The sequence below is a fragment of the Pseudomonas paraeruginosa PA7 genome, from assembly GCF_000017205.1.
GTDB classification, from domain to species: domain Bacteria; phylum Pseudomonadota; class Gammaproteobacteria; order Pseudomonadales; family Pseudomonadaceae; genus Pseudomonas; species Pseudomonas paraeruginosa.
The window spans coordinates 5,434,706-5,458,034 of the sequence record NC_009656.1; the positions used below are offsets into that span (position 1 = coordinate 5,434,706).

Here is a 23,329-nt window from a genome sequence, read left to right on the forward strand (position 1 = left end):
CTGTTAAGATTTCCCATTTTTCCGGAGCCCGCATGGACCCACGCAGTGAAGTGCTGCTGCGCCAGCGCCACCTCTTCGCCGCGCCGACGCTGCTGGCCGGCCTGCCCGCCGACGACCTGCTCGCCGAGCTGCCGCTGGCCCACGGCTGGAGCTGGCACGCCGGCGAACAGGCGCAACTGGACGCCCGCTTTCCCGGCCGCAGCCGCTTCGACACCCGCGCGCCGGTGGGCGCCTGGTCGGCGGCGGTAGTGTTCCTGCCCAAGTCACGCGAACTGGCCGACTACCTGCTGGCCAGCCTGGCCGCGCGCCTGCCCGGCGGCGAACTGTTCCTGGTCGGCGAGAAGCGCGGCGGCATCGAGCGCGCCAGCAAGCAACTGGCCGCCTACGGCAGGCCGCGCAAGCTCGACAGCGCGCGACATTGCCAGCTCTGGCAGGTACAGGTCGAACAGGCGCCGGCCGAACCCGACCTGCTGGCCCTGGCCCAGCGCTACAGCCTGCCTCTGGCCGATGGCGAGCTGCAGGTGGTCAGCCTGCCGGGCGTATTCAGCCATGGCCGCCTGGACCGCGGCAGCGCGTTGCTGCTCGAGCATCTGGACGACCTGCCCAAAGGCCACCTGCTCGACTTCGGCTGCGGCGCCGGCGTGCTCGGGGCGTTGGTCAAACGACGCTATCCCGCCAGCCGCCTGACCCTGCTCGACGTCGACGCCTTCGCCGTCGCGAGCAGTCGCCTGACCCTGGCCGCCAACGGCCTCGACGGCGAAGTGATCGCCGCCGACGGTATCGACGGCGCGCCGCGCGGCCTCGCCGCGATCGTCAGCAACCCGCCCTTCCACCAGGGCGTGCATACCGACTACCAGGCCTCCGAGCGCCTGCTGCAACGAGCCGCCGAACACCTGGCGGCAGGCGGCGAGCTGCGCCTGGTGGCCAACAGCTTCCTGAAATACCCGCCGTTGATCGAGCGCCACCTCGGCCCTTGCCGGACGCTCGCCGAAGGCGATGGCTTCCGCGTCTACACCGCCCGTCGCCCCTGATTTCTGCCTGGAACCCTCGTGAATGAAGCTTTTCCTCTCCCTGCCCGTCCGCCCGCAGCCATTCCCTTTCGCGGCCCCTCGCCGGGAGGCCGCCGATGACTGACCTCAACGCCAGCCAGGGCCAGCAACTTCGGCGGGTACTCAAGCCGCGGCACCTGAACATGATCGCCATCGGCGGCTCCATCGGCACCGGGCTGTTCGTCGCTTCCGGGGCCACCGTGGCCAGCGCCGGCCCGGGCGGCGCGCTGCTCTCCTACGCACTGATCGGCCTGATGGTCTACTTCCTCATGACCAGCCTCGGCGAGATGGCCGCCTACATGCCGGTTTCCGGCTCGTTCTGCACCTATGGCAGCCGGTTCGTCGAAGATGGCTTCGGTTTCGCCCTCGGCTGGAACTACTGGTACAACTGGGCGGTGACCATCGCCGCGGAACTGGTGGCGGCGCAGCTGGTGATGAGCTTCTGGTTCCCCGACGTGCCGGGAATCTACTGGAGCGCGATCTTCCTCGGCATCATGTTCGGCCTCAACGTGATCTCCGCGCGTGGCTTCGGCGAAAGCGAGTTCTGGTTCGCCCTGATCAAGGTGGTCACGGTGGTCATCTTCATCGGCGTCGGCCTGGCGACCATCTTCGGCATCATGCATGGCGTGGAGTCGCCCGGCTTCAGCAACTTCACCCTGGGCGACGCGCCCTTCGTCGGCGGCTTCCAGGCGATGGTCGGGGTGGCGATGATCGCCGGCTTCTCGTTCCAGGGCACCGAACTGATCGGCATCGCCGCCGGCGAGTCGGAAAATCCGCGGAAGAACATCCCGATCGCCATCCGCCAGGTGTTCTGGCGCATCCTGATGTTCTACATCCTGGCGATCTTCGTGATCGGCATGCTGATCCCCTATACCGACCCGAACCTGCTGAAGAACGACGCCAGCGACATCAGCGTGTCGCCTTTCACCCTGCTTTTCGAGCGCGCCGGTTTCGCCGCCGCCGCAGGGGTGATGAACGCGGTGATCCTCTCGGCGATCCTCTCGGCCGGCAACTCGGGGATGTACGCCTCGACCCGCATGCTCTACAACCTGGCCCTCGAGGGCAAGGCACCGCGCCTGTTCTCCCGCGTCTCGCGCAGCGGTGTGCCGCGCAACGCGCTCTACGCCACGACCCTGGTCGGTGCCCTGTGCTTCCTCACCTCGGCCTTCGGTGACAGCACCGTCTACACCTGGCTGCTGAATACCTCGGGCATGTGCGGCTTCATCGCCTGGCTGGGCATCGCCATCTCCCACTACCGCTTCCGCAAGGGTTACCTCGCCCAGGGCGGCCGCCTGGAAGACCTGCCCTACCGGGCCAAGCTGTTCCCCTTCGGCCCGCTGTTCGCCTTCGCCCTGTGCATGGTCATCACCCTCGGACAGAACTACCAGGCGCTGGTCGGCGAGCGCATCGACTGGATCGGCCTGCTGGCCACCTACATCAGCCTGCCGCTGTTCCTGGCGATCTGGCTGGGCTACCGCTGGAAGAAGCGTTCGCGCTTCGTCCGCTACAACGAGATGGACGTCAGCCCGACCAATCCCTGAACCGCCGAGTACTCTGGCGATCCGCATGGATTCGCCGCGGTTCGCCGGCATTTGGCCGCACGATCCCGCCTCCCCCTGCGCCCGGCCGAACGAAAGTTCCCCCCTTGGGCTTGCCCAAGCCGCCCGGCTTGGGCAGAATGCGCCCCGTCCTAGGGGAGTAGTCTCCCGCGAGCGCCGTCCAGGCCTCGCCCGGCACGCGTCAACACACTTGGTCCGCAGACCATGGCGCGCGCGACCCAAGCCTGCCCAGACAGGCCAAGGGTTTGACAAGACCTATGACACGCACGATCTGACCCGGGGCGGGCAGATGGCGCGTGTCATGGTGATTAGTCGACCCGCCCCTTAGGAAGCCTGATGGAATCGCTGTTCGTCCCCACCCTGATCGTTGCTCTCGCGGAAATCGGCGACAAGACCCAGTTGCTGGCGCTCCTGCTCGCGGCGCGGTTCCGCAAGCCATGGCCGATCATCGCCGGCATCGTCGCCGCCACCCTGGCCAACCACTTCGCCGCCGGCGCGGTAGGCGCCTGGGTCGCCAGCTTCTTCTCCGAAGCCACCCTGAGCTGGATCCTCGCCGCTTCCTTCATCGCCGTCGCGCTCTGGACGCTGGTCCCGGACAAGCTCGACGACGAAGAGTCCGGGCTGAAGAAATACGGGCCCTTCCTCACCACCCTGATCGCCTTCTTCCTCGCCGAGATGGGTGACAAGACCCAGGTCGCCACGGTGATGCTGGCCGCCCAGTATCCGCATTTCTGGCTGGTGGTGATCGGCACTACGCTGGGCATGCTGATCGCCAATGTGCCGGTGGTGCTGATCGGCAACCTGGCCGCCGACAGGTTGCCGCTGGCGCTGATCCGCCGCCTGGCCGCGGCCGCCTTCGCCGCGCTCGGCCTTTACGCCGCCTGGCACGCCGCGCGATTGACCGGCTGGCTCTGACGGACCGCGCCGCCGGGCCCGGATGGCTAGGCGGCCAATGCAAAATGCATGGAAGCGGCTAGAGTTCAGGCAGGTACCGGATGCCTGCCCGACCACCCGCCCGCGAGAGCCGGAGATGCCCGCACACGACCTGAAACGACTCGCCCGCCATCACATCGAACTGTCCTGGAACAAGGGCCGCATGGCGCTGGTGGAGCAACTGCACAGCAAGGATTTCCTCTACAAGAGTTCGTTCATCGGCCATCCCCTGGATACCGCCGGCTATATCCGCCTTGTGCAGGACATCCGCGCGGCCATGCCGGACCTGGAGGTGGTGGTCGAGGACTGCATCGGCGAGGAGCGCAAGGTGTTCACCTGGAGCACCCTGATCGGCACCATCGTCCGGCCGACCCTGGGCTATCCGGCCAGCGACAAGGTGCTGAGCATTTCCGCGATGGGCTTCTGGGTGTTCAACCCGCAGGGCCAGTTGCAGGAACTGTGCACCATGTTCGACATGGAGAGCTTCCGCGCCCAGTTGGGACTGCAGACCCGGCCCTTCGCGGAAAAGGCGCTGCCCTAGGTGTTGAAATAGCCGTTGTCGCGGAACCAGTCGATGGCGCGCAGCAGGGTGTCGTCCAGGGCGGTGGTGGAGAAGAAGCCGAGTTCCTCGCGGGCCTTGCGTCCATCGAGGAACTGCCCTCCGGCCATCACCTCGATAGCGGTCTCGTCGAGCAGCGGCAACTGGCCGCTGACCCGGTAGCGCAGGCGGCCGAGGGTGGCCAGGGCGCGAGCCATGGCCATCGACATCGGCTGCGGTGCCGGCTGGCCGAGCAGTTCGGCGATGCGCCGGGTCAGGTCGGCCATCTCCAGGTTGTGCCCGGTCAGCAGGTAGCGCTCGCCGATGCGCCCGCGCTCCAGGGCCATCAGCAGGCCGCGGCCGGCTTCGGCGGCGTCGATGACGTTGCGCTGGCCGGCGACGTAGTGGGTCATCTCGCCATTGCCGATGGCGGTGATCACGCGCCCGGTGGTCGGGCCGATGTCCAGTTCGCCGAGGACCATTCCGGGAATCCCGATCACCACCGGCAGGCCATTGCGCGCCTGCTCCCGGGCCTGCTCGTCGAGCGCCCACTTGCACAGCACGTAGGAACTCTTGCCACTCGGCAGGCTGTCGTAGAACAGCCCCTCGTGTCCCGGCAGGCCCTGCGGATGGCGCGGCATGGCGTAGGCCGAGCCGACATAGAGGATGCGCGGCACCCGCGCCTGCAGGCAGGCGGCGTAGAACGGATTGGTCTGGCCCAGCGCGCTGGCCACTTCCTCCTGCCAGCGGCGTGGCCGCGACGGATAGTAGCCGGCGCTGAAGATCACTCCGTCGAGGCCGCGCAGCGCGCGCTCCAGGCCGGCGTGATCGAGCATCTCGGCGACCCGGCACTCGGGCTCCAGATAGGCGAGACGCTGGATCTGTGAAGAAGGACGGTGGACCAGCACCAGATCGTGACCGGCGGCCCTGATAGCGCGCGCGGCGTGATGTCCCAGCAGGCCGGTGGCTCCGAGTACGGCGTATTTCACATGAGCTCCAGGGCGTGAGAGTGACTGTTCGTCCACGGGTCCCGCGAGCGGGTCGGCCAGCAGTCTAGGCCGAACACCGGCGAGATACCAAACAGCGGGTTACGGAAATACACATCGGGCGTTTCCGACGGTAAGCCTGTCGGCGCGCCGGCCGCCCCGCGACCGCGCGCGCCTGGCCTCACTTGCCGCGCCTGGCCTGCTGGTAGAGCGGCATCACCTTGGGAATCGCGGCCTGGAGGTTGGCCATCCGCGAGCTGTCGGAGGGGTGGGTGCTGGTGAATTCCGGCTGGCCGGCGCCGCCGCTGGCCTTGCCCATCTTCTGCCAGAGGCTGATCGCCGCTTCCGGGTTGTAGCCGGCGCGGGCGGCCAGTTCGAGGCCGATCAGGTCGGCTTCGTTCTCGTTGGCCCGGCTGTTGGGCAGGGTCATCAGGTATTCGACCCCGGTATTGGCCAGTTGCAGGCTTTCCTGGCCGAGCCCGGCGAGGGCGCCGATCTGGCTCGCCAGCTGTACGCCGTAGGCCTTGGACATGGCTTCGCGGCCATGCTCGCGCAGGGCGTGGGCGATCTCGTGGCCCATCACCGCGGCGATCTCGTCGTCGGTGAGCTTCAGCTTGTCGATCAGGCCGGTGTAGAAAATGATCTTGCCGCCGGGGCCGCAGTTGGCGTTGAGCTCGTCGCTCTTCACCACGTTGACTTCCCAGTTCCAGCCGGTCGCATCCGGGCGGAAGGCAGCGGTCTGCGGGATCAGCCGCTGGGCGATCGCCTTGACCCGCCGCGCGTCGGCGCTGCTGGTGTCGAGCACGCCGGCGCTCTTCGCCTCGCCGAGGGTCTTCTGGTACGACTGGGCGTACATCTGGTCGACTTCCTGGCTGGACAGCATGCTGAACATGTATTGCTTGCGGTCGACGCCGACGGCGCCGCCACTGGTGGTGTTCACTGCCTGGCAACCGGCGAGCAGCAGCGCGCCGGCGAGGGTGGCGAATCGGAAGGGATGAGCCATGGTCCTTGTTCTCCTCTGAAGGCCGGAGCGCATGGTAGGCCCCGGCTCGCACGGCGGCAACAGCCGCTGGAGCGGAAACCCGGGAGCGCCGATTAAGGATTTTCCGGGCACCTGCCGATAACCCTCCCTGAGACAATTCCAACAAGGGTCGGAAGTCCCATCATGAAGCTCAAGTCGATCCAGTTTTCTGTCGCCGCCCTCGCCGGCGCCAGCGTTCTAAGCGTCGTCGTGGTGCTGGTGCTGTACGCCCTGTTCGCCGGCGCGCGCACCCAGGAGCTGGTGCAGCAGCGCACCCAGGGCCTGTTGGAAAAGGTCATCAACGAGCGCCTGGTGGCGCTGGCGCGCGCCCAGGTCAGCCAGATCCAGCGCGAGCTGGAATATCCGCTGACAGTGGTGCATGGCCTGGCCAACAGTACCCGCCTGCTCGGCGAGCCGGGCACCGACGGCATGCCGCAGCTGAACGCCAGCCGCGACGAGATTTCCGCGCTGCTGCGCAGCACCGTGCAGAACAATCCTAAACTGCTCGACACCTTCATGGCCTGGGAGCCGGACGCCTTCGGCAGCGACGCCGCCTTCGCCGGCCAGACCGGCAAGGGCTACGCCCCGGACGGCCGCTACCTGCCCTGGTGGTACCGTGGCGCCGACGGCCAGCCGATCGTCGAGTCGATGGTCGGCACCATAGACAGCGAGAAGCTGCTGCCCACCGGCGTGCGCGAGAACGAGTTCTACGCCTGTCCGAAGGAGCGGAAGCGGCCCTGCATCGTCGACCCGGCCCCCTACGAGATGGGCGGCAGGACGGTGATGATGTCGTCGTTCAACGTGCCGATCATGGTCGGCGGCCAGTTCCGCGGCGCGGTCGGCGCCGATCTCTCGCTGGCCTTCATCCAGGACCTGCTCAAGCGCGCCGACCAGCAACTCTACGACGGCGCCGGGGAAATGGCGCTGATCGCCAGCAACGGCCGGCTGGTGGCCTATACCCGCGACGACGGCAAGCTCGGCGAGCCGGTGAGCAGCGTTCTCGACAGCAACGAAGTGGATAATCTGAAGAATCTCTCGCTCGACCAGCCGCTCTACGACGTCGACGCCGAACATGGACACATCGAGCTGTTCCTGCCCTTCACCATCGCCGACACCGGCGTGCGCTGGACCCTGATGCTGCAGATTCCCCAGACCGCGGTGTTCGGCGAACTGCAACAGTTGCAGGCCGACCTGAGCAGCCAGCGCCAGCAGGACATCCTCGGCATGAGCCTGGCCGGCCTGGTGGTGGCGGCCCTCGGCCTGCTGGTGGTATGGCTGGTCGGCTACGGCATCGCCCGGCCGCTGCGCCAGCTGGTCGGCATGCTCGACGACATCGCCCAGGGCGAAGGCGACCTGACCCGCCGCCTGAGCAGCGAGCGCGCCGACGAGTTGGGCTCCATCGCCAATGGCTTCAATACCTTCCTCGGCAAGCTGCAGAACATGATCGGCCAGGTGGTGCAGTCGGTGCAGAAGGTCAGCGACTCCTCGGAACACACCGCCGACATCGCCATCCGCACCAACCAGGGGGTCCAGCAGCAACTGGCGGAAATCGAGCTGGTGGCCACCGCGGTCCACGAGATGACCGCCACCGCCCAGGACGTGGCGCGCAACGCCACCCACGCCGCCGAGGCGGCCAACCACGCCGACCAGGCCGCGCACCAGGGCAAGCAGATCGTCGAGAGCAGCTCGGCGGCGATCCAGGCCCTGGCCGGCGAGATCGGCCGCGCGGTCGGGGTGGTGCAAAACCTGGCCAAGGACAGCGAGAACATCAACGCGATCCTGGTGGCGATCCGCGGCATCGCCGAGCAGACCAACCTGCTCGCCCTCAACGCCGCTATCGAGGCCGCCCGCGCCGGCGAGCAGGGGCGCGGCTTCGCGGTGGTGGCCGACGAGGTGCGCAACCTGGCGCAGAAGACCCAGCAGGCCACGGAAGAGATCCAGAGCATGATCCAGCAATTGCAGCAGGGCACCCGCGACGTGGTGAAGGTCATGCAGGACAGCCAGGACCGTACCGACGACAGCGTGCGTCATGCGCGCCAGGCGGCCGAGGCGCTGGAGTCGATCACCCAGGCGGTGTCGGTGATCAACGACATGAACACCCAGATCGCCAGCGCCGCCGAGGAGCAGAGCGCGGTCGCCGAGGACATCAACCGCAACGTCAGCAACATCGGCCAGGTCGCCAACCAGGTCGCCGGCGGCGCCGACGAGGCCTCCCAGGCCAGCGCCGAGCTGACCCGGCTGGCCGAGCAGCAGCGGCGGCTGGTGAATCAGTTCAAGGTGTAGCTCAGGCCGGGGTCAGGCACTCCGGCCCGTCGGCTTCCGGCTGGTTGACGAAGCCGGCCAGGGCCACGCTGCGCAGGTTCGCTTGCGGCTTGGCGAGCAGGCTGATCAGGGCCGGCAGCGGCGTGTCCGGGGCCAGCCAGGTGTCCTGCTCGGCCTCGTCGAGCAGCAGCGGCCGGCGGAACTCGGCGGCCGCCTGGGACACCTGGGCCACGCTGAGCCAGGTCTGTCCCTGTACCGGATAGGCTTCCCAGATCCCGGCGAAGAACAGCAGGCGCTCGCCGGTGGAGACCCAGTAGGGGCGCTTGCGCACCCCGCGCCATTCATAGAAACCGTTGGCCGGCAGCAGGCAACGGCGCCGCTGGAACGCCTCGCGGAACATCGGCTGCTCGGCAAGGGTTTCCGCCCGCGCGTGGCTGGGCGTTCGCGACAGGTCGGTGAGCCAGGCCGGGGTCAGTCCCCAGCGCGCCAGGTCGGCGCGGCGCGCGCCGCCCTCCGCGCGAACCATCAGCACCTGGTTCGCCGGAGAAATGTTCCACTGCGCCCGCCAGTCCGCCGGGAACCCCGGCAGCGCCGCCAGCGCGGGATTCCAGCGGAACAGCGCGTAACGACCACTCATGCTTGCCACCGCCTGGTGAAGGAAAGCCGCACAGTGTAACCCGAAGCGCCGCGCCGGCCTTGCCGAACGAAAGCTGAATGAAACCCAATCTTCACTTGACGCGCCTATCCTCCGGGCTTAACGTCCCCGCCCGCATTCCGCAACCCACACAGGAGTCCTGCATTGGACAACAGCCCCAGTCGATTGCGACAGGTCCCTCCGGCGAGCTAGTCCAGCAGAACCCTCTGCCACTGCTCGCCGGACATGGCGGACAGTGGCGATCCGCATCCCGCACGGGATGACGCATCCCCATCTTCCCATCGTGCCCCTTCCCTTCGCGCCACCGCGCCGGGAAGCCACGCGCCTGCGCAATCCATCGCCCTTTTGACCGCGCGCGCCGACGGCTCGCGCCAGCCCCGGCCGTCGGCCGGCAACGAGGTGGAACATGATGGATTGGAAAGTATTTCTCCTGCGCGTCGCGGTCGCGCTGGTCCTGGGCGCCCTGATCGGCGCCGAACGCCAGCTGCGTCAGCGCCTCACCGGCCTGCGCACCAACGCGCTGGTCAGCACCGGCGCCTGCCTGTTCGTGCTGATGACCCAGGGCGTGCCCGGCCTGGCCGGCGACGCCTCGCGGATCGCCGCCTACGTGGTCTCCGGGATCGGTTTCCTCGGCGGCGGCGTGATCATGCGCGACGGCCTCAACGTGCGCGGCCTGAACACCGCCGCCACCCTCTGGTGCACCGCCGCCATCGGCGTGCTGTGCAGCATGGGCCTGCTGCTGGAGGCCAGCCTCGGCAGCCTGGTGGTGCTCTGCGCCAACATCCTGCTGCGCGATATCGCCCAGCGCCTGAATCGCCAGGACGTGGTGCCGGCCAGCGAAGCCGAGCAGCGCTACGAGGTACAGATCGTCTGCCGCGCCGAGGACGAGATCCAGGTCCGCAGCCTGATGCTGCACAGCCTGGGCAGCAGCGGCCTGCGCCTGCAATCGCTGCACAGCGAGGACCTGGACAACCCGGCCAAGCTGGAAGTCCGCGCCGAACTGCTCGGCACCCCGGAAGCCCCGGCGCAGCTGGAACGCCTGGTCAGCCGGGTAAGCCTGGAGAAGGGCGTCAGCTCGGTGCGCTGGCAGGTCTTCGAACTGGCGGCCGACTGAGCGGCCGCCGCCTCAGCACAACAGGCTGCCGGGGCCACAGGGCTCCGGCGGCTCCTCGGCCAGCGGGGCAGCAGCGTTGTAGGCGAGGATCAGCTCCCGCGCCCGATCCGTCTGCTCGTCGGCCACCAGCAGCGCCAGCAGCCCGCCGGGAGGCAGTTCGCCGATGGCGCCGACCAGGTGGCGGCCGCTGACATGGGCGGCGATCCCTTCGCTGGCGAGCATTCCCACCAGCATCTCGGCCTCCAGCAGGTCGGCCGGTTCGTATACGCGCTGCATCAGTCGTCCTCCCGGTGAACCTCGAGTGACCAGTCCTGCCCATCGGTGCGCAGGTCGAACAGGATCGGCCGGCAGCACACCGGGCAGTCCTCGTAGTACTGCTGGTCGCCGGCGCTGAGGTCGAGCAGCGCCTCGGCCGGTTCCCCGCAGTAAGGGCAACTGTAGGCCTGGCTTTCGAGCATCGCTGCACCCCCCATGAGTTCCGTTTATAATCGCGCGGTTCAAATTTCGGCCGCCCCCTGGGACGGCCTTCGCAGCATCCATATGGAACCAGAAAGCATGATGGGCGAGTTCGAAGCCATCCGACCCTACAGTGACGCCGAAGTCCCCGCGGTATTGCAACGCCTCCTGAGCGACGACGCCTTCCTCGGCGCCCTGGTCCGCTACCGCTTCCCGCGCCTGGCCGGTCCCTTCGGTTGGCTGCTCAAACCTCTTATAGCCCATCGCCTGGCCCGCGAGGTCACCGGCATCCGCAGCGTCGCCACGCTGCAGGACAAGTTCGAACCCTACGTCGACCATACCATCGAGAAGGCCACCGACGGCGTCACCTACTCCGGGGTCAACCGCCTCCAGGCCGGCTGCGCCTACCTGTTCATCGCCAACCACCGCGACATCGTGATGGACCCGGCCTTCGTCAACTACGCGGTATACCACGCCGGCCTGCCGACCCCGCGCATCGCCATCGGCGACAACCTGCTGCAGAAATCCTTCGTCAGCGACCTGATGCGCCTGAACAAGAGCTTCATCGTGCACCGTTCGCTGAGCGGCCGCCGCGAGAAGCTCGCCGCCTACCAGACACTCTCCGCCTACATCAATCACTCGATCCGCGAGGACCGCCAGTCGGTGTGGATCGCCCAGGCCGAGGGCCGGGCCAAGGATGGCGACGACCGTACCGACTCGGCGATCCTCAAGATGTTCCACATGAGCCGCAAGGACGAACCCTTCGCCGAAATGGTGCGCGCCCTGCATTTCATCCCGGTGTCGATCAGCTACGAATACGACCCCTGCGACCAGGCCAAGGCCCGCGAACTGCACACCCGCGCCAGCACCGGCGAGTATCGCAAGGCTCCGGGCGAGGACGACGCCAGCATCGCCCTGGGCATCACCGGCTACAAGGGCCGCGTGCACATCAATTTCGGCGCCGAACTGCAAGGCGAGTTCAGCGACGCCAAGCAACTGGCCGCCGAACTGGACCGGCAGATCCTCGGCAACTACCGTCTGTTCCCGGTGCACTACCTGGCCTACGAGATGAGCGAGCACCAGGACCCGAGCCTGGCCGTGCCCAAGGCGGAGACTCTGTTCGGCGCCGAGGAGCTGGAGAAGGCGCGCAAGGAATGGGGCCGCCGCCTGGAACAGTGCCCGCCCGAACAGCGTCCCTGGCTGGTGCTGCAATACGCCAACCCGGTGCTCAACCAGTACCGGATCAAGCGGCAGTCCTGAAATTGAAAGCCCGGCGATGCCGGGCTTTTTCATCGGGCCACGGCTTCGCGGCAGCATGTGCCGGGGCGAATAACGCCATCGGCGTTACCCGCCGATATCTACCGGTACCAGCCCATGCAAGCGTGCGGTTCGGATCGACCAGGCAGGGCCTTTCAGAATCGCGTGCTGGCCCAGCTGACCAGCAGTGCCAGGCCCAGGCAGGTAGCGCCGAAGCGGTAGAAGAAGCGATTGATCCGCAGGGTCGCCTCGTCCACCGGCAGCGCGGCCTCGTCGTCCAGGCCCGCCTCGCCCTCCGCGGCCCAGCGCGCCAGGGCACGGCGCTCGCGCACGCGGGTGGCGAGCAGCAACCAGGCGCCGGCGACCCCGAAGAACAGCGCGAGGCCGTTCACGGCCTGGGCGGGATGGGCGAGGAACAGCGCCCACAAGGCTTGCAAGGACATCGATAACCTCCACAACAGGACAACACGCCGGGGCTATCGAACAACGCCATGGGTGAGCTGATGACAGGACGGGCCGTCGCAACGGCGGGAAAGGAATGCCCGGATTCTATCCAGGATGCATGGCGGCCGGCCAGCGGCAGCCGTCCTGGCGCGACGAAGCGCAGCGGTTAGCAGCAATGGATCTAAAAACATCGCGGCTTCGTCATAGTGACCAGCTAGTCTGAAAGTGCTTTTCCGGTCACGCACCCCGCCAGGCGAATGACAACACAGGAGAGTCGTCATGCTGGAAACCGCTCCCCACGAACATAACTACCTGATCGACCATCTGGACGAAATCGAGGCCGTCATCGTCGACCTCTCCTTCAACGTCCAGGACGACCGCTGGCTGGTGTATTGCACTGCCTGCGGCCATGATCACCTCGACCTGCCCGAGACCGACGAACGCATCGGCGTCAGCGAGCCGGATCCGTTCCACCAGGCCGCCTGACCTCTCTCGCGATGAAAAAAGCCCGGCATGCGCCGGGCTTTTTCGTCAGCGCCAGCTCACTGCTGGCCGAGGGTCTGGCCGATGGTCGGATCCTTGAACACCCGGGTCAGGGCATCGCTGAGCACGTCGCTGACCAGCTTGCTGTTGGTCGCCTGGTTCGGCGCCATGCCGAAGCGCTGGTTCAGCGAGGCGCCATAGCGACCGGTGTAGCGGCGGCCGCTGTTCTGCACGTCGGCGCGGAAGGTCGCGGTGATGTCGGCCTGGGTGACATAGACGCCGTCCTTGGGCGACTGGTACTTCAGCTCGGCCAGCGTCAGGGTCAGTTGCGGCGCGTTGTAGGCGTTGGCCGACGGCGTATAGCCGAGCAGGCGCACGGCGGTCTCGGCCTGGGCCTGGAGCTTGGGCACCACGTCCTCGCTGCGCACGGTCAGGGTGCTGGTGTCGGCGTAGAGGCCGCCGCGGGTGCCGAGGGACGGGCCGGGCCGGCCATCGACCACCTTGACCACCACCGGCTGGCCATGGCCGACGGCGGTCAGCGGTCCTTTCAGGACCGGTTGCGGATCCAGTTGTTGCGGGCTCAGGGCGCAGCCGCCGAGAACCAGCGCGCTTGCGGTCATCAGGCTGAGCAACAGGCGATGCAGCATGCTCATCTCTCCATGGGTTGGGCACGAATGGCCGGCAGTATAACGGCGCCGCGAAGGCGCCGCAGCATTGCCTTGGACGTCCGCCACGAGGGCGTGGTTCCTCGCCTGTGCCGGGCGACGCAGGGCACGCGGGCCCGGCGTTTGGCCGAGGCGGCGCGGCGGATTGTCCCAGGGGGCTTTCGCCGGCGGGCACTTCGTGACCGGGAATGGGAAAAAAGTCTAAGGAGCGGGGTATTTTTCGTTTTTCACCGTTATAATCGCCCCCCGATTATAAGGACGCCTCCTGATCGGGTCCCGGCCCCGCGCCATCCCCCACAGAGAGCCGCCATTAGAGCGCTGCCGCAAGAGGCAGACGCCCTGAAACGCCTGTAGCGAGTTTTTCGGCAAGGAGTGCCGCATGACCCCGCACCATTCTGCGAAGGCATGCCCGCGACAGACGAGCCCTTCCGGCCCATGCCTCCAAAAGAGCGTGGATCGAAGGTATTTCACTACTTCACGAGAGTGTGGCGAGCAATGAAGAGTTTTGCGTCGGTAAGTGCACCATTAGCGCTTGAAACAGCCTCCCGCAGACGCGACCGCAGCGGATACCTCATGACCAGAGCCTGACGGCCCGTTCCGTCGCGAATGTGCTTGCACGACCGGATGCCCGCATGAACCGGCCAGGCGGCCAGATCGCCAGCCCCGCCCCGGCATCCACAGGCGATGACGCCCGGCGTCGCGCCGCTGTTGCGAAGAATCGGACATGACGGCTCCTTCCGCCGCTGCCTGCCGGCCCGTACCGGCCTCGGCCCCGCCCCGTCTGTCGTCAATTTGGTGCTGAAGATTTTGGAGAAGCGTTAATGGCGCAAAACGATCACGAAACAGTCGACATGCTGCTGGTAGGCGCCGGCATCATGAGCGCGACCCTGGCGGTCCTGCTCAAGGAACTCGACCCCAACCTGAAGATGGAAGTCGTCGAGCTCCAGGAGTCCGGCGCCATCGAGAGCTCCAATCCGTGGAACAACGCGGGCACCGGCCACGCCGGGCTGTGCGAGCTGAACTACACCCCGCAATCGGCCGACGGCAGCATCGATATCAAGAAGGCCGTGGGCATCAACACCATGTTCGAGGTGTCCAAGCAGTTCTGGTCGCACCTGGTCGCCAAGGGCACCTTCGGCTCGCCGAAGGGCTTCATCAATCCGGTGCCGCACCTGAGCTTCGTCCGTGGCAGCGACGGCATCGCCTACCTGAAGAAGCGCTTCGAGTCGCTGACGAAGCACCACGCCTTCGAGACCATGGTCTACTCCGAGGACAAGGCCACCCTCGCCGAGTGGATGCCGCTGATGATGCCGGGCCGCCCGGCCGACGAAGCGATCGCCGCGACCCGCGTCGAGGGCGGTACCGACGTCAACTTCGGCGCCCTGACCAACCAGCTCCTGCAACACCTGGCGCAACAGCCGGGCGCGCAGATCCGCTACAACCAGAAGGTCACCCACCTGCGCCGCGCCGATAACGGCTGGCGGGTCACCGTCAAGGACACCCGCAACGGCGGCGACCGCGAGATCCAGGCACGCTTCGTCTTCCTCGGCGCCGGCGGCGGCGCCTTGCCGCTCCTGCAACTCTCCGGCATCCCGGAAGGCAAGGGCTTCGGCGGCTTCCCGGTGAGCGGCCAGTGGCTGCGCTGCGACAACCCGGAAATCGTCAGGCAGCACCAGGCCAAGGTCTACAGCCAGGCCGAGGTCGGCTCGCCGCCGATGTCCGTGCCGCACCTGGACACCCGCGTGGTGGATGGCAAGAAATCCCTGCTGTTCGGACCCTATGCCGGCTTCTCCACCAAGTTCCTGCGCCATGGCTCGTTCCTCGACCTGCCGCTGTCGGTACGCCCGGGCAACATCCTGCCGATGCTCTCGGTGGCCCGCGACAACATGGACCTGACCCGCTACCTGATCGGCCAGGTCATGCAGTCGCCGGAACAGCGCCTGGAGGCCCTGCGCAAGTTCTACCCGGAGGCCAGGGCCGAGGACTGGCGCCTGGAAGTCGCCGGCCAGCGCGTGCAGATCATCAAGAAGGATCCGAAGAAAGGCGGCATCCTGCAGTTCGGCACCGAACTGGTGGCCGCCCACGACGGCTCCATCGCCGCCCTGCTGGGCGCCTCGCCGGGCGCTTCGGTGACCGTCTCGATCATGCTCGGCCTGATCGAGCGCTGCTTCCCGGAACAGGCCCGCTCGCCGGAGTGGAGCGCCAAGCTGAAGGAAATCTTCCCGGCCCGCGAGAAGGAGCTGGAGAACGACGCCGAGCTGTACCGCCGCGTCAGCGCCCACAGCAGCGAAGTGCTGGAGCTGACCGCGAAGAACGACGTGCAGGCTCCGGTCAACGCCGGGTAAGCAGAACGTCGCTGAAAAAGCCGCCTCCGGGCGGCTTTTTCATGGGCGACTCAGGCTCCGGCTTCGCAATTGATCATCCAGGACACCCCGAAGCGGTCGACCAGGGTGCCGAAACAGGGCGACCAGAAAGTCTTGCCCAGTTCCAGCTCGACCCGCCCACCGTCCTCCAGCAATGCGTCGTAGCAGCGCCGCGCCTGTTGCGGGTCGCGGGTGTTGAGCGAAAGGGAGATTCCCGAGATCGCTTGCAAGGCCGGACCGTATCCGTCGGAAGCCATGATCTGGCTGTCGCCGATCTGCAGGTTGGCGTGCATCACCTTGTCGCACCAGCCTTCGGGCACCACCACCGGACCGGGCGCCTCGTCGAAGCGGAACAGGAAACTCACCTTGGCGCCGATGGCGCGTTCATAGAAACGCAGGGCCTCTTCGCAACGGCCGTTGAAGCAGACATAGGGCTGGACGTACATGGCGACCTCGACAGGCGGTTTTTCACTTGAGTGTAGAAACCCCGGCACGACCTGTAGGACTAACGCCGCCATCTCTCCGAAACGGCGGATAAGCGCATCGCGGCCAACCGCCCTACTCCGGGTCAGGCGCGCCAGCCGCCGACGCGCAGTGCGAATGCGCCCGCGTTATCCGTGGCTGGACCAGCGAGACGGCGGCCGCGGCGCACCGACAGGAAGCCCGCCGCAGGGCGGGCTGCGGAAAGCGCGAGGACTCAGGCGCCGCGGGCCGTCTTCACGGCCTCGATGTAGGGCTCGGCCTGGCGCTGGTCGGCGATCAACGCGATGAAGTCGTTGCCCTTGGCGTCGCGCGCGTCGAGATCGTAGCCGGCCTCGCGGAAGAAGGTGAGGAAACGCTCGAAGTCATCGATGCGCAGGCCGCGGTAGGCCTTGACCAGCTTGTGCAACGAAGGCGGCGTGTCGTCGGCCGGCTCGACGCCGAGGAACAGCTTGATCGACTCGTCACTGATCTCTTCGCCAATGATCTGCTTCTTGTCTTTGCGCATCGCTCTCTCTCAACGGCTCTGGGGCCGGGCTCGCCCGGCGCGGGATAAGGCCAGGCAGTTTACTCCCGGCGCGCGGCGCGGCTCAACGCGCGCGTACCGTGCCGGTGTGCAGGTCGGCCCAGACATGCCCGTTGGGGTAGGCGAGGAATTGGCAATAGACCGTCTGGTTGCGCAGCAGGTCGAGCAACGCCGGGTACTGCGCCAGCGGATAGTTGAGCGTGAGGGTGCGGGTCCGGGGGTCGTAGACGGGCTTCTTCAGGCTCTTGCCTTCGCTGTCGAACTGGATCAGCACCTGCGCCAGGGTCGCACCCTTGCTCAGCGGCTTGCCCTTCAGGCGCAGCAGGGTCGGCGTGGTGATCGGGATCGGCTGCTGGTTGGACTGCCGCTGGTTGCCCAGCACCACGCTGTACTCGGTGATCTGGATCAGTTGCTGCTGCTCCGGCGCCTCCTGGCGCGACTGGCCATCGTCGGGCGGCAGGAAGCGCGCGTGCATCGGAGGGTTCTCGGCGGCCAGGCCGGCCAGGCTGACGAACAGGAGCAGGGAGCCGCACAGGCTACGGGCGAACATCGGGACCTCCGGACAGGGCGAGCCGGCACTCTAGCATGGCTGCCGCCCCGCCGCCGACGCCAAGCGCTCAGGGGAACTGGGCGCGCATCCAGTCCCGGTAGGCCGGCGCATCGGCGCTGCCCTCGGCGGGCGCCCAACTGGCGAACTCACCCTCGCCGAGCGGCCGGTAAGGGCCGGCCTTGCATTCGAACAGGATGCTGTCCGGCTCCAGCACCACCAGGGCGTGGAACACACCCGGCGGCAGGTCGACACCAGGGCAGTCGCCAGCGGCGCTCAACTCGCGCTTGTCGAGGACCTGACCGTCCTCGGCGAACAGCAGCAGGCCGAGGCGACCCTTGAGTACGATCAGCGCCTCGGCCTTGCCGGCATCCAGGTGCCGGTGCGGCGGAATGTAGGTGTGCGGCTGGAGCCCTACGGCCATGCGATGGCAGGGCTCTTCCATATGATGGAAGTTGTGGTGCTGGCGGCCGCGCGGCGCATTGCCCGCGGCGACAGCCAGCTCGGCGAACAGCTGCTGGTCGAGGTAGCGCGGGCCGCTCATCTCAGAGCCCCTTGACCGCGAAGATGCCCGCGGCGTTGCGCCAGTAGCCCTTGTAGTCCATGCCGTAGCCGAACACGTAGCGGTCTGCGCAGTAGAGGCCGGTGAAGCTGGCCTTGAGGTCGGGACGCGCCTTGCGCTCGTGCTCCTTGTCCACCAGTACCGCGGTGTGCACCGCGCGGGCGCCGGCATGCTTGCAGAAGTCGATGATCGCCGAGAGGGTGTGCCCTTCGTCGAGAATGTCGTCGATGATCAGCACGTCACGGTCGATGAAAGAGATTTCCGGCTTGGCCTTCCAGAACAGTTCGCCGCCGGAGGTCTCGTTGCGGTAACGGGTCGCATGCAGGTAGGACAGCTCAAGGGGGAAGTCCAGCAGCGGGAGCAGCTTGCCGGAGAAGATCAGGCCGCCGTTCATCACGCAGAAGACCACCGGGTTGGTCTCGCCGAGATCGCGGTTGATCGCCTCGGCGACGCGACCGATGGCTGCCTCGACCTCGTCGTTGTTGAACAGGCAGTCGGCTTCCGCCATGACTTGGCGGATGTGCGCGAGATCGACGGACATGGTGCTTCTCCCTGGCTGGGCTGAGAAAAAGTCGGCAAAGGTACTCATCCGGTCGCCATCGGGCAACCCCCGGCGGTCGAGTGCGAATCAGAATAATGGTCCAGACTGTGCGGAATGCATTACGCTAGCGCAATTTTTTTGCCCGCCCCCGTTGGAGACCGTCGCCCATGCCCGTACATGAGATCCGCCACCCCCTCATCCGCCACAAACTGGGCCTGATGCGCCGTGCCGATATCAGCACCAAGAACTTCCGCGAACTGGCCCAGGAAGTCGGCGCCCTGCTGACCTACGAGGCGACCAAGGACCTGCCCCTGGAGCAGTACGAGATTCCGGGCTGGGCCGGCCCGGTGACAGTGGAGAAGATCTCCGGGAAGAAGATCACCGTGGTACCGATCCTGCGCGCCGGCATCGGCATGCTCGACGGCGTGCTCAGCCTGGTTCCCGGTGCCAAGGTCAGCGCGGTCGGCGTCGCCCGCAACGAAGAGACCCTGGAAGCGCGCACCTACCTGGAGAAGCTGGCGCCGGACATCGCCGAGCGCCGCTCGCTGATCATCGACCCGATGCTCGCCACCGGCGGCTCGATGGTCGCCACCATCGACCTGCTGAAGAAAGCCGGCAGCAAGGAGATCCGCGCCATGGTGCTGGTCGCCGCGCCCGAAGGCATCGAGGCGGTGCGCCAGGCGCATCCCGACGTGATCATCTATACCGCTTCGATCGACGAGAAACTCGACGAGAACGGCTACATCATCCCGGGCCTCGGCGACGCCGGCGACAAGATCTTCGGTACCAAGCAGAAGGAAGCCTGAACATGGGCGATGTCTTCCAGGAGCCGCTCTGGCGCCAGGTGCTGTCCGGCGCGCAGATGCTCTTCGTCGCCTTCGGCGCGCTGGTGCTGATGCCGCTGATCACCGGTCTGGATCCCAACGTGGCGCTGTTCACCGCAGGTCTCGGCACCTTGTTGTTCCAACTGGTGACCGGGCGCCAGGTACCGGTGTTCCTCGCCTCCAGCTTCGCCTTCATCACCCCGATCATTCTCGCCAAGGGCCAGTTCGGCCTGGCCGCGACCATGGGCGGGGTGGTCGCCGCCGGCTTCGTCTACACCTTCATGGGCCTGGCGGTGAAGATCAAGGGCACCGGTTTCATCGATAGACTGCTGCCTCCGGTGGTGATCGGCCCGGTGATCATCTCGATCGGCCTGGCGATGGCGCCGATCGCCGCGAACATGGCGATGGGCAAGGCCGGCGACGGCAGCGAGTTGCTGCCGTATCGCACCGCGATGATGATCTCGATGCCGGCGCTGCTCACCACCTTGGTGGTGGCGGTATTCGGCAAGGGCATCTTCCGCCTGGTGCCGATCATCGCCGGCGTGCTGGTCGGCTTCGCCCTGTCGTTCGTCTTCGGCGTGGTCGATACCGCCGCCATCGTCGCCGCGCCCTGGCTGGAGCTGCCGAAATTCACCGCGCCGGAATTCAACTGGCAGGCGATCCTGTTCATCGTCCCGGTCGCCCTGGCGCCGGCCATCGAGCATATCGGCGGGGTCATCGCGGTGGGCGGCGTCACCGGCCAGGACTACCTGAAAAAGCCCGGCCTGCACCGCACCCTGCTCGGCGACGGCCTGGCCACCTCGGCCGCCGGCCTGTTCGGCGGACCGCCCAACACCACCTACGCGGAAGTCACCGGCGCGGTGATGCTGACCAAGAACTACAACCCGAAGATCATGACCTGGGCGGCGCTGATCGCCATCACCCTGGCCTTCGTCGGCAAGTTCGGCGCGATCCTGCAGAGCATCCCGGTACCGGTGATGGGCGGTATCCTCTGCCTGCTGTTCGGCACCATCGCCTCGGTCGGCATGAACACCCTGATCCGGCACAAGGTCGACCTCTCGGAAGCGCGCAACCTGGTGATCGTCTCGGTGACCCTGGTGTTCGGCATCGGCGGCGTACTGATCGGCAGCGGTACCGGTCCCGACGACATCGGCCTGAAGGGCATCGCCCTGTGCGCCATCGTCGCCATCGTCCTCAACCTGCTGTTGCCGGGCAACGACGGCTGGCAGAACAAGGCGCTCGACGAACAACACAAGGATTCGCACTGAAATCAACGGACGGAACACTTCGCTGTTCCGTCCGTTTTCCACCCGCCACGTTATTTTCAAAGCATGTAGCCAATCGCTTACTACTTTGTAATTAAACTTCCCTGTATTTCCCAAATAAACACGTCATCTAACTGGCAGAGGCTTATTCGCGCTGCTATATAGCCAGTCAAGCATGACTGGCGAGCCGCTCTGCGCCGCGCCCAGCGCGTCGCCAGCCATGAACTTCGAGTTTGGCGGATATATAAGGCCGATCATTTAAAATCCTGGAAAATTTGTTTATCCGCCAACATCGTCCTGCGTCACCGACATTCGTTATCGACAGGAAGTTAGAGATGAATAAACGCACTCCGGCAGTCTTGTTGTTCTGTGCCTGCGCCAGCCTGCTGGGCACCGCCCAGGCCGCCGGTACGCTGATCGGCCAGGTCGGCGTGCAGATGGTCATCGGTGCCGGCTGCACCATCATCAACGGCAGCGTCAGCGGCGGTATCAACCAGTGGGGAACCCTGGACTTCGGCAGCCATTCCGACCTCACCAACGTGGTCGACGCGCAGACCGTCGGCACCAGCGGCAATATCCAGATCCAGTGCAGCACCGGCCTGACCCCGAGCCTGACGGTGAACGCAGGCCTGCACGCCAGCGGCGGCCAGCGCTACATGCAGAACACCACCACCACCAGCAGCACCATCGCCTACAACATCTATTCGGACGCCGCGCGCAGCGCGCTGATCCAGGCCAACACACCGATGGACATCTCCTCGGTCTCCACCGGCACCGCAGTCAACATCCCCCTCTATGGCCGCGTGGTGCCCACCGGACAAAGCACGCCCACGCCGACCGCGGGGACCTACACCGACACCCTGCTGGTCACCATCGCCTGGTAAGACGCGCCGCCAGGCGCGGCGCCGGGCACAGTGGTCCTGGGGGGACCGATGAGCCTGAACCGCTACTTCACCGGAGGACTGCTCTGTCTGCTCGGCTGCAACCCGGCAAACGCGCAGACCGCCACCATCGTCCTGAGCGCCACGCTGCTCCCGGCCTGCGAAGCGGGTAGCGTCGGCAGCGGCGGCACGATCACCTTCGGCACCCTCGACTTCGGCCAGTACGCCTCCCTGAACAACGCCATCAGCGCCACCAGCCAGCAGGGCGCAGGCTCCATCCGGGTCAAGTGCGTCAACGGCCAGACCTATGCGATCACGCTCGACGGCGGGCTCTACGGCAGCGTCGCCACGCGGCGCATGGCGAACATCGCCAACACCGCCCTCACCCTGACCTACAACCTGTACAGCGACCGCCCCGGCGGCATCGTCTGGGACAACACCACCGGCGTTGCCGCCACCGGCAACGGCACCGACCAGTGGTACCCCATCTACGGCCTGGTGCCGGCACAGACCACGCCGGTCGCCGGGACCTACCGCGACACCGTCAACGTGACCATCAGTTGGTGATGCCGATGTCCAGCCGGCGTCTATTCCTGCCGCTTCTCCTGCTCCCGCTGCCGAGCCTGGTCGCGCATGCCGATCCATCGCCGATCAGCCGCGCCTTCCAGATCCAGGCGGTAGTCGCCAACGGTTGCGCCTTCGGCACCGCCATCAGCAACAACGCCTATGACCTCGGCACCCTGAGCTTCGGCACCCTCGGCAACCTGGCCAGCCCGGTGAACGTCGCCAGCAGCTCCGGGGCCGGCTCCATCGTCCTGACCTGCACTCCGGGAATGACCGTCTCCGTCGCCCTCGACTATGGGGTCAATGGCGGCAGCAGCAGCCAGCGCTACCTGAAGCGGGTGAGCGGTAACGAGACCCTCGCCTACCAGCTCTACCAGGATGCCGCCTACTCCCAGGTCTGGGGCAACGGGGCACTCGCGCGGACCATTGCCAGCTTTCCCGCCAGCACCCAGACCTACACGGTATACGCGCGCCTGTTCGCGGTCGGCAGCCTACCGTCCGCCGGCAACTACCGCGATACCGTCACCGTCACCCTTTCGTTCTGAGCCGTCATGGAGGATCACATGCCCAGTCCACATCCACCTCTCCGCCCCGGCCTCTGGCTTGCGGCGCTGCTGACGCTGCTCCTGGGCGACCCGGCACAGGCCGCCAGCGCGGTGCTGATCTGGCCGATCAACCCGGCCATCGAAGCCGACCAGCCGGCCACGGCGATGTGGCTGGAGAATCGCGGCAAGCAACCGGTGACCCTGCAGGTACGGGTGCTCGGCTGGTCCCAGGCGGATTTCCAGGACGTCTACCGCAACCAGCAGGCGGTGATTCCCAGCCCGCCCTTCGTCAAGGTCGAGCCGGGTCGCCGGCAACTGGTCCGGCTGATTCGCCAGGGCGGCCAGCCCAGCACGCCGGAGGACGCCTACCGGGTGTTGATCGACGAAGTGCCCGACGGTAGCGCGGGGCAGGCGCAACGAAGCCCCGGTCTCGCCCTGCAGTTCCAGATGCGCTATTCGGTACCGCTGTTCGTCAGCGCCGACGGCGTCTGGACCCAGCCGCGCAGCGATGTCGAGCGCGACCCGGCCGACGCGACCCGGCCGAAGCTGGCCTGGCGGCTGGTCGAGGAACAGGGCAAGCGTTACCTGCAGGTGCGCAACGAGGGTAGCGTGCACGCCCGCCTCAGCCATGTCCGCTGGGAGGGCAACGGCCGCAGCCTGGCGCTGCTGGACGGCCTGCTCGGCTACGTCCTGCCCGGCCGGCAGATGCGCTGGCCGCTGCCGCCGGGGCTGCTGCCGGACGCCGGCATGACCCTGAAACTGCAACTGGCGGACAACGACGCGCCGATCAGCGTTCCCGGATACTGAGG

General features: G+C 66.8%; 27 protein-coding genes and 1 riboswitch. Of the genes, 15 read left to right on the forward strand and 12 right to left on the reverse strand.

From position 1 onward, the window contains the following. The first annotated feature begins 32 nt into the window (after positions 1-32). From PSPA7_RS25145 to PSPA7_RS25160, 4 genes are all read left to right on the forward strand, one after another. Positions 33-1,031 (forward strand): methyltransferase, encoded by a 999-nt coding sequence (locus tag PSPA7_RS25145; RefSeq protein WP_012077361.1) that lies wholly within the window; start codon positions 33-35, stop codon positions 1,029-1,031. 95 nt (positions 1,032-1,126) lie between these two features. Further along, positions 1,127-2,590: an amino acid permease gene (locus tag PSPA7_RS25150; protein WP_003158017.1), complete on the forward strand. Its 1,464-nt coding sequence runs from the start codon at positions 1,127-1,129 to the stop codon at positions 2,588-2,590. 140 nt (positions 2,591-2,730) lie between these two features. Continuing rightward, a riboswitch (yybP-ykoY riboswitch) is annotated at positions 2,731-2,855 on the forward strand. An 89-nt stretch (positions 2,856-2,944) separates the two neighbouring features. Further along, positions 2,945-3,523 (forward strand): TMEM165/GDT1 family protein, encoded by a 579-nt coding sequence (locus PSPA7_RS25155; RefSeq protein ID WP_012077362.1) that lies wholly within the window; start codon positions 2,945-2,947, stop codon positions 3,521-3,523. 115 nt (positions 3,524-3,638) lie between these two features. Then, positions 3,639-4,082, forward strand: coding sequence for a nuclear transport factor 2 family protein (locus tag PSPA7_RS25160; protein WP_012077363.1), 444 nt, complete (start codon positions 3,639-3,641; stop codon positions 4,080-4,082). On the opposite strand, the gene PSPA7_RS25165 is transcribed toward PSPA7_RS25160, so the two are convergent. Both PSPA7_RS25165 and PSPA7_RS25170 read right to left on the reverse strand, forming a co-directional pair. Beyond that, positions 4,079-5,104 (reverse strand): NAD-dependent epimerase/dehydratase family protein, encoded by a 1,026-nt coding sequence (locus PSPA7_RS25165; protein ID WP_074197232.1) that lies wholly within the window; start codon positions 5,102-5,104, stop codon positions 4,079-4,081. The two genes, PSPA7_RS25160 and PSPA7_RS25165, sit on opposite strands and share 4 nt — an antisense overlap. A gap of 142 nt (positions 5,105-5,246) precedes the next feature. Continuing rightward, positions 5,247-6,068 (reverse strand): M48 family metallopeptidase, encoded by an 822-nt coding sequence (locus PSPA7_RS25170; RefSeq protein WP_012077365.1) that lies wholly within the window; start codon positions 6,066-6,068, stop codon positions 5,247-5,249. 162 nt (positions 6,069-6,230) lie between these two features. Between PSPA7_RS25170 and PSPA7_RS25175 the strand changes: the two genes are divergently transcribed. After that, positions 6,231-8,369 (forward strand): methyl-accepting chemotaxis protein, encoded by a 2,139-nt coding sequence (locus tag PSPA7_RS25175; RefSeq protein WP_012077366.1) that lies wholly within the window; start codon positions 6,231-6,233, stop codon positions 8,367-8,369. 1 nt (position 8,370) lies between these two features. Here PSPA7_RS25175 and PSPA7_RS25180 read toward each other — a convergent pair whose 3' ends face one another. Beyond that, on the reverse strand, positions 8,371-8,985 hold the full coding sequence (locus PSPA7_RS25180; protein WP_012077367.1) for an SOS response-associated peptidase: 615 nt from the start codon (positions 8,983-8,985) through the stop codon (positions 8,371-8,373). Positions 8,986-9,412: 427 nt separating this feature from the next. Here PSPA7_RS25180 and PSPA7_RS25185 point away from each other — a divergent pair, with 427 nt between their 5' ends. Further along, positions 9,413-10,117, forward strand: a complete 705-nt coding sequence (locus PSPA7_RS25185) for an MgtC/SapB family protein (RefSeq protein ID WP_003149962.1) — start codon at positions 9,413-9,415, stop codon at positions 10,115-10,117. A gap of 12 nt (positions 10,118-10,129) precedes the next feature. Here PSPA7_RS25185 and PSPA7_RS25190 read toward each other — a convergent pair whose 3' ends face one another. Next, positions 10,130-10,393 (reverse strand): putative signal transducing protein, encoded by a 264-nt coding sequence (locus tag PSPA7_RS25190; protein ID WP_003149960.1) that lies wholly within the window; start codon positions 10,391-10,393, stop codon positions 10,130-10,132. Continuing rightward, on the reverse strand, positions 10,393-10,575 hold the full coding sequence (locus PSPA7_RS25195; protein WP_003149958.1) for a CPXCG motif-containing cysteine-rich protein: 183 nt from the start codon (positions 10,573-10,575) through the stop codon (positions 10,393-10,395). Before PSPA7_RS25195 ends, PSPA7_RS25190 begins: the two co-directional genes overlap by 1 nt. Before the next feature lie 97 nt (positions 10,576-10,672). Here PSPA7_RS25195 and PSPA7_RS25200 point away from each other — a divergent pair, with 97 nt between their 5' ends. Then, the gene (locus PSPA7_RS25200; RefSeq protein WP_003149956.1) at positions 10,673-11,833 is read left to right on the forward strand and encodes a 1-acyl-sn-glycerol-3-phosphate acyltransferase; all 1,161 of its coding nucleotides are present in this window, start codon (positions 10,673-10,675) and stop codon (positions 11,831-11,833) included. A 152-nt stretch (positions 11,834-11,985) separates the two neighbouring features. Here PSPA7_RS25200 and PSPA7_RS25205 read toward each other — a convergent pair whose 3' ends face one another. Further along, positions 11,986-12,273 carry a hypothetical protein gene (locus tag PSPA7_RS25205; RefSeq protein ID WP_012077369.1) on the reverse strand — a complete coding sequence of 96 codons (288 nt, stop codon included), beginning with the start codon at positions 12,271-12,273 and terminating at the stop codon, positions 11,986-11,988. A 280-nt stretch (positions 12,274-12,553) separates the two neighbouring features. Here PSPA7_RS25205 and PSPA7_RS32940 point away from each other — a divergent pair, with 280 nt between their 5' ends. Continuing rightward, positions 12,554-12,760 carry a hypothetical protein gene (locus tag PSPA7_RS32940; RefSeq protein ID WP_012077370.1) on the forward strand — a complete coding sequence of 69 codons (207 nt, stop codon included), beginning with the start codon at positions 12,554-12,556 and terminating at the stop codon, positions 12,758-12,760. A 56-nt stretch (positions 12,761-12,816) separates the two neighbouring features. Here PSPA7_RS32940 and PSPA7_RS25215 read toward each other — a convergent pair whose 3' ends face one another. Further along, positions 12,817-13,404 (reverse strand): YajG family lipoprotein, encoded by a 588-nt coding sequence (locus tag PSPA7_RS25215; RefSeq protein ID WP_012077371.1) that lies wholly within the window; start codon positions 13,402-13,404, stop codon positions 12,817-12,819. An 839-nt stretch (positions 13,405-14,243) separates the two neighbouring features. Between PSPA7_RS25215 and mqo the strand changes: the two genes are divergently transcribed. Then, positions 14,244-15,767 carry a malate dehydrogenase (quinone) gene (gene mqo, locus PSPA7_RS25220; RefSeq protein WP_003149947.1) on the forward strand — a complete coding sequence of 508 codons (1,524 nt, stop codon included), beginning with the start codon at positions 14,244-14,246 and terminating at the stop codon, positions 15,765-15,767. Positions 15,768-15,817: 50 nt separating this feature from the next. Here the strand turns inward: mqo and PSPA7_RS25225 are convergent, their stop codons facing one another. From PSPA7_RS25225 to PSPA7_RS25245, 5 genes are all read right to left on the reverse strand, one after another. Further along, positions 15,818-16,231 (reverse strand): VOC family protein, encoded by a 414-nt coding sequence (locus PSPA7_RS25225; protein ID WP_012077373.1) that lies wholly within the window; start codon positions 16,229-16,231, stop codon positions 15,818-15,820. Between the two features lie 251 nt (positions 16,232-16,482). After that, positions 16,483-16,773: a PA4642 family protein gene (locus tag PSPA7_RS25230; RefSeq protein WP_003149943.1), complete on the reverse strand. Its 291-nt coding sequence runs from the start codon at positions 16,771-16,773 to the stop codon at positions 16,483-16,485. Positions 16,774-16,855: 82 nt separating this feature from the next. Next, positions 16,856-17,341, reverse strand: coding sequence for a hypothetical protein (locus PSPA7_RS25235; RefSeq protein ID WP_003149941.1), 486 nt, complete (start codon positions 17,339-17,341; stop codon positions 16,856-16,858). Between the two features lie 67 nt (positions 17,342-17,408). After that, the gene (locus PSPA7_RS25240) at positions 17,409-17,882 is read right to left on the reverse strand and encodes a WbuC family cupin fold metalloprotein (protein ID WP_003149939.1); all 474 of its coding nucleotides are present in this window, start codon (positions 17,880-17,882) and stop codon (positions 17,409-17,411) included. 1 nt (position 17,883) lies between these two features. Then, on the reverse strand, positions 17,884-18,441 hold the full coding sequence (locus tag PSPA7_RS25245) for a hypoxanthine-guanine phosphoribosyltransferase (RefSeq protein ID WP_003094967.1): 558 nt from the start codon (positions 18,439-18,441) through the stop codon (positions 17,884-17,886). 167 nt (positions 18,442-18,608) lie between these two features. On the opposite strand from PSPA7_RS25245, the gene upp reads away from it, so the two are divergent. The 6 genes from upp (at position 18,609) to PSPA7_RS25275 (ending at position 23,327) form a co-directional block, all read left to right on the forward strand. Next, positions 18,609-19,247, forward strand: coding sequence for a uracil phosphoribosyltransferase (gene upp, locus PSPA7_RS25250; RefSeq protein WP_012077374.1), 639 nt, complete (start codon positions 18,609-18,611; stop codon positions 19,245-19,247). Between the two features lie 2 nt (positions 19,248-19,249). Next, a complete protein-coding gene (locus tag PSPA7_RS25255) occupies positions 19,250-20,533 on the forward strand; it encodes a uracil-xanthine permease family protein (RefSeq protein WP_012077375.1) in 1,284 nt (427 codons plus the stop codon). Between the two features lie 332 nt (positions 20,534-20,865). After that, on the forward strand, positions 20,866-21,414 hold the full coding sequence (locus tag PSPA7_RS25260; protein WP_003149934.1) for a Csu type fimbrial protein: 549 nt from the start codon (positions 20,866-20,868) through the stop codon (positions 21,412-21,414). A 30-nt stretch (positions 21,415-21,444) separates the two neighbouring features. Further along, positions 21,445-21,978, forward strand: coding sequence for a Csu type fimbrial protein (locus PSPA7_RS25265; RefSeq protein WP_023442800.1), 534 nt, complete (start codon positions 21,445-21,447; stop codon positions 21,976-21,978). Next, the gene (locus PSPA7_RS25270; protein WP_049792051.1) at positions 21,978-22,520 is read left to right on the forward strand and encodes a Csu type fimbrial protein; all 543 of its coding nucleotides are present in this window, start codon (positions 21,978-21,980) and stop codon (positions 22,518-22,520) included. The genes PSPA7_RS25265 and PSPA7_RS25270 overlap by 1 nt, the downstream gene beginning before the upstream one ends. Positions 22,521-22,538: 18 nt before the next feature. Beyond that, positions 22,539-23,327 (forward strand): fimbrial biogenesis chaperone, encoded by a 789-nt coding sequence (locus PSPA7_RS25275; protein ID WP_003149928.1) that lies wholly within the window; start codon positions 22,539-22,541, stop codon positions 23,325-23,327. Positions 23,328-23,329: the final 2 nt, after the last annotated feature.

What these genes read in the sequence shown, in the direction of transcription:
- PSPA7_RS25255 (WP_012077375.1), top strand. Translation starts at nt 19,250, where the DNA reads ATGGGCGATGTCTTCCAGGAGCCGCTCTGGCGCCAGGTGCTGTCCGGC.
- PSPA7_RS25175 (WP_012077366.1), top strand. Translation starts at nt 6,231, where the DNA reads ATGAAGCTCAAGTCGATCCAGTTTTCTGTCGCCGCCCTCGCCGGCGCC.
- PSPA7_RS25225 (WP_012077373.1), bottom strand. Translation starts at nt 16,231, where the DNA reads ATGTACGTCCAGCCCTATGTCTGCTTCAACGGCCGTTGCGAAGAGGCC.
- PSPA7_RS25230 (WP_003149943.1), bottom strand. Translation starts at nt 16,773, where the DNA reads ATGCGCAAAGACAAGAAGCAGATCATTGGCGAAGAGATCAGTGACGAG.
- PSPA7_RS25200 (WP_003149956.1), top strand. Translation starts at nt 10,673, where the DNA reads ATGATGGGCGAGTTCGAAGCCATCCGACCCTACAGTGACGCCGAAGTC.
- PSPA7_RS32940 (WP_012077370.1), top strand. Translation starts at nt 12,554, where the DNA reads ATGCTGGAAACCGCTCCCCACGAACATAACTACCTGATCGACCATCTG.
- PSPA7_RS25245 (WP_003094967.1), bottom strand. Translation starts at nt 18,441, where the DNA reads ATGTCCGTCGATCTCGCGCACATCCGCCAAGTCATGGCGGAAGCCGAC.
- PSPA7_RS25275 (WP_003149928.1), top strand. Translation starts at nt 22,539, where the DNA reads ATGCCCAGTCCACATCCACCTCTCCGCCCCGGCCTCTGGCTTGCGGCG.
- PSPA7_RS25145 (WP_012077361.1), top strand. Translation starts at nt 33, where the DNA reads ATGGACCCACGCAGTGAAGTGCTGCTGCGCCAGCGCCACCTCTTCGCC.
- PSPA7_RS25195 (WP_003149958.1), bottom strand. Translation starts at nt 10,575, where the DNA reads ATGCTCGAAAGCCAGGCCTACAGTTGCCCTTACTGCGGGGAACCGGCC.
- PSPA7_RS25155 (WP_012077362.1), top strand. Translation starts at nt 2,945, where the DNA reads ATGGAATCGCTGTTCGTCCCCACCCTGATCGTTGCTCTCGCGGAAATC.
- PSPA7_RS25205 (WP_012077369.1), bottom strand. Translation starts at nt 12,273, where the DNA reads ATGTCCTTGCAAGCCTTGTGGGCGCTGTTCCTCGCCCATCCCGCCCAG.
- PSPA7_RS25235 (WP_003149941.1), bottom strand. Translation starts at nt 17,341, where the DNA reads ATGTTCGCCCGTAGCCTGTGCGGCTCCCTGCTCCTGTTCGTCAGCCTG.
- PSPA7_RS25240 (WP_003149939.1), bottom strand. Translation starts at nt 17,882, where the DNA reads ATGAGCGGCCCGCGCTACCTCGACCAGCAGCTGTTCGCCGAGCTGGCT.
- PSPA7_RS25185 (WP_003149962.1), top strand. Translation starts at nt 9,413, where the DNA reads ATGGATTGGAAAGTATTTCTCCTGCGCGTCGCGGTCGCGCTGGTCCTG.
- PSPA7_RS25270 (WP_049792051.1), top strand. Translation starts at nt 21,978, where the DNA reads ATGCCGATGTCCAGCCGGCGTCTATTCCTGCCGCTTCTCCTGCTCCCG.
- PSPA7_RS25260 (WP_003149934.1), top strand. Translation starts at nt 20,866, where the DNA reads ATGAATAAACGCACTCCGGCAGTCTTGTTGTTCTGTGCCTGCGCCAGC.
- PSPA7_RS25170 (WP_012077365.1), bottom strand. Translation starts at nt 6,068, where the DNA reads ATGGCTCATCCCTTCCGATTCGCCACCCTCGCCGGCGCGCTGCTGCTC.
- PSPA7_RS25150 (WP_003158017.1), top strand. Translation starts at nt 1,127, where the DNA reads ATGACTGACCTCAACGCCAGCCAGGGCCAGCAACTTCGGCGGGTACTC.
- PSPA7_RS25160 (WP_012077363.1), top strand. Translation starts at nt 3,639, where the DNA reads ATGCCCGCACACGACCTGAAACGACTCGCCCGCCATCACATCGAACTG.
- mqo (WP_003149947.1), top strand. Translation starts at nt 14,244, where the DNA reads ATGGCGCAAAACGATCACGAAACAGTCGACATGCTGCTGGTAGGCGCC.
- PSPA7_RS25190 (WP_003149960.1), bottom strand. Translation starts at nt 10,393, where the DNA reads ATGCAGCGCGTATACGAACCGGCCGACCTGCTGGAGGCCGAGATGCTG.
- PSPA7_RS25180 (WP_012077367.1), bottom strand. Translation starts at nt 8,985, where the DNA reads ATGAGTGGTCGTTACGCGCTGTTCCGCTGGAATCCCGCGCTGGCGGCG.
- PSPA7_RS25215 (WP_012077371.1), bottom strand. Translation starts at nt 13,404, where the DNA reads ATGCTGCATCGCCTGTTGCTCAGCCTGATGACCGCAAGCGCGCTGGTT.
- upp (WP_012077374.1), top strand. Translation starts at nt 18,609, where the DNA reads ATGCCCGTACATGAGATCCGCCACCCCCTCATCCGCCACAAACTGGGC.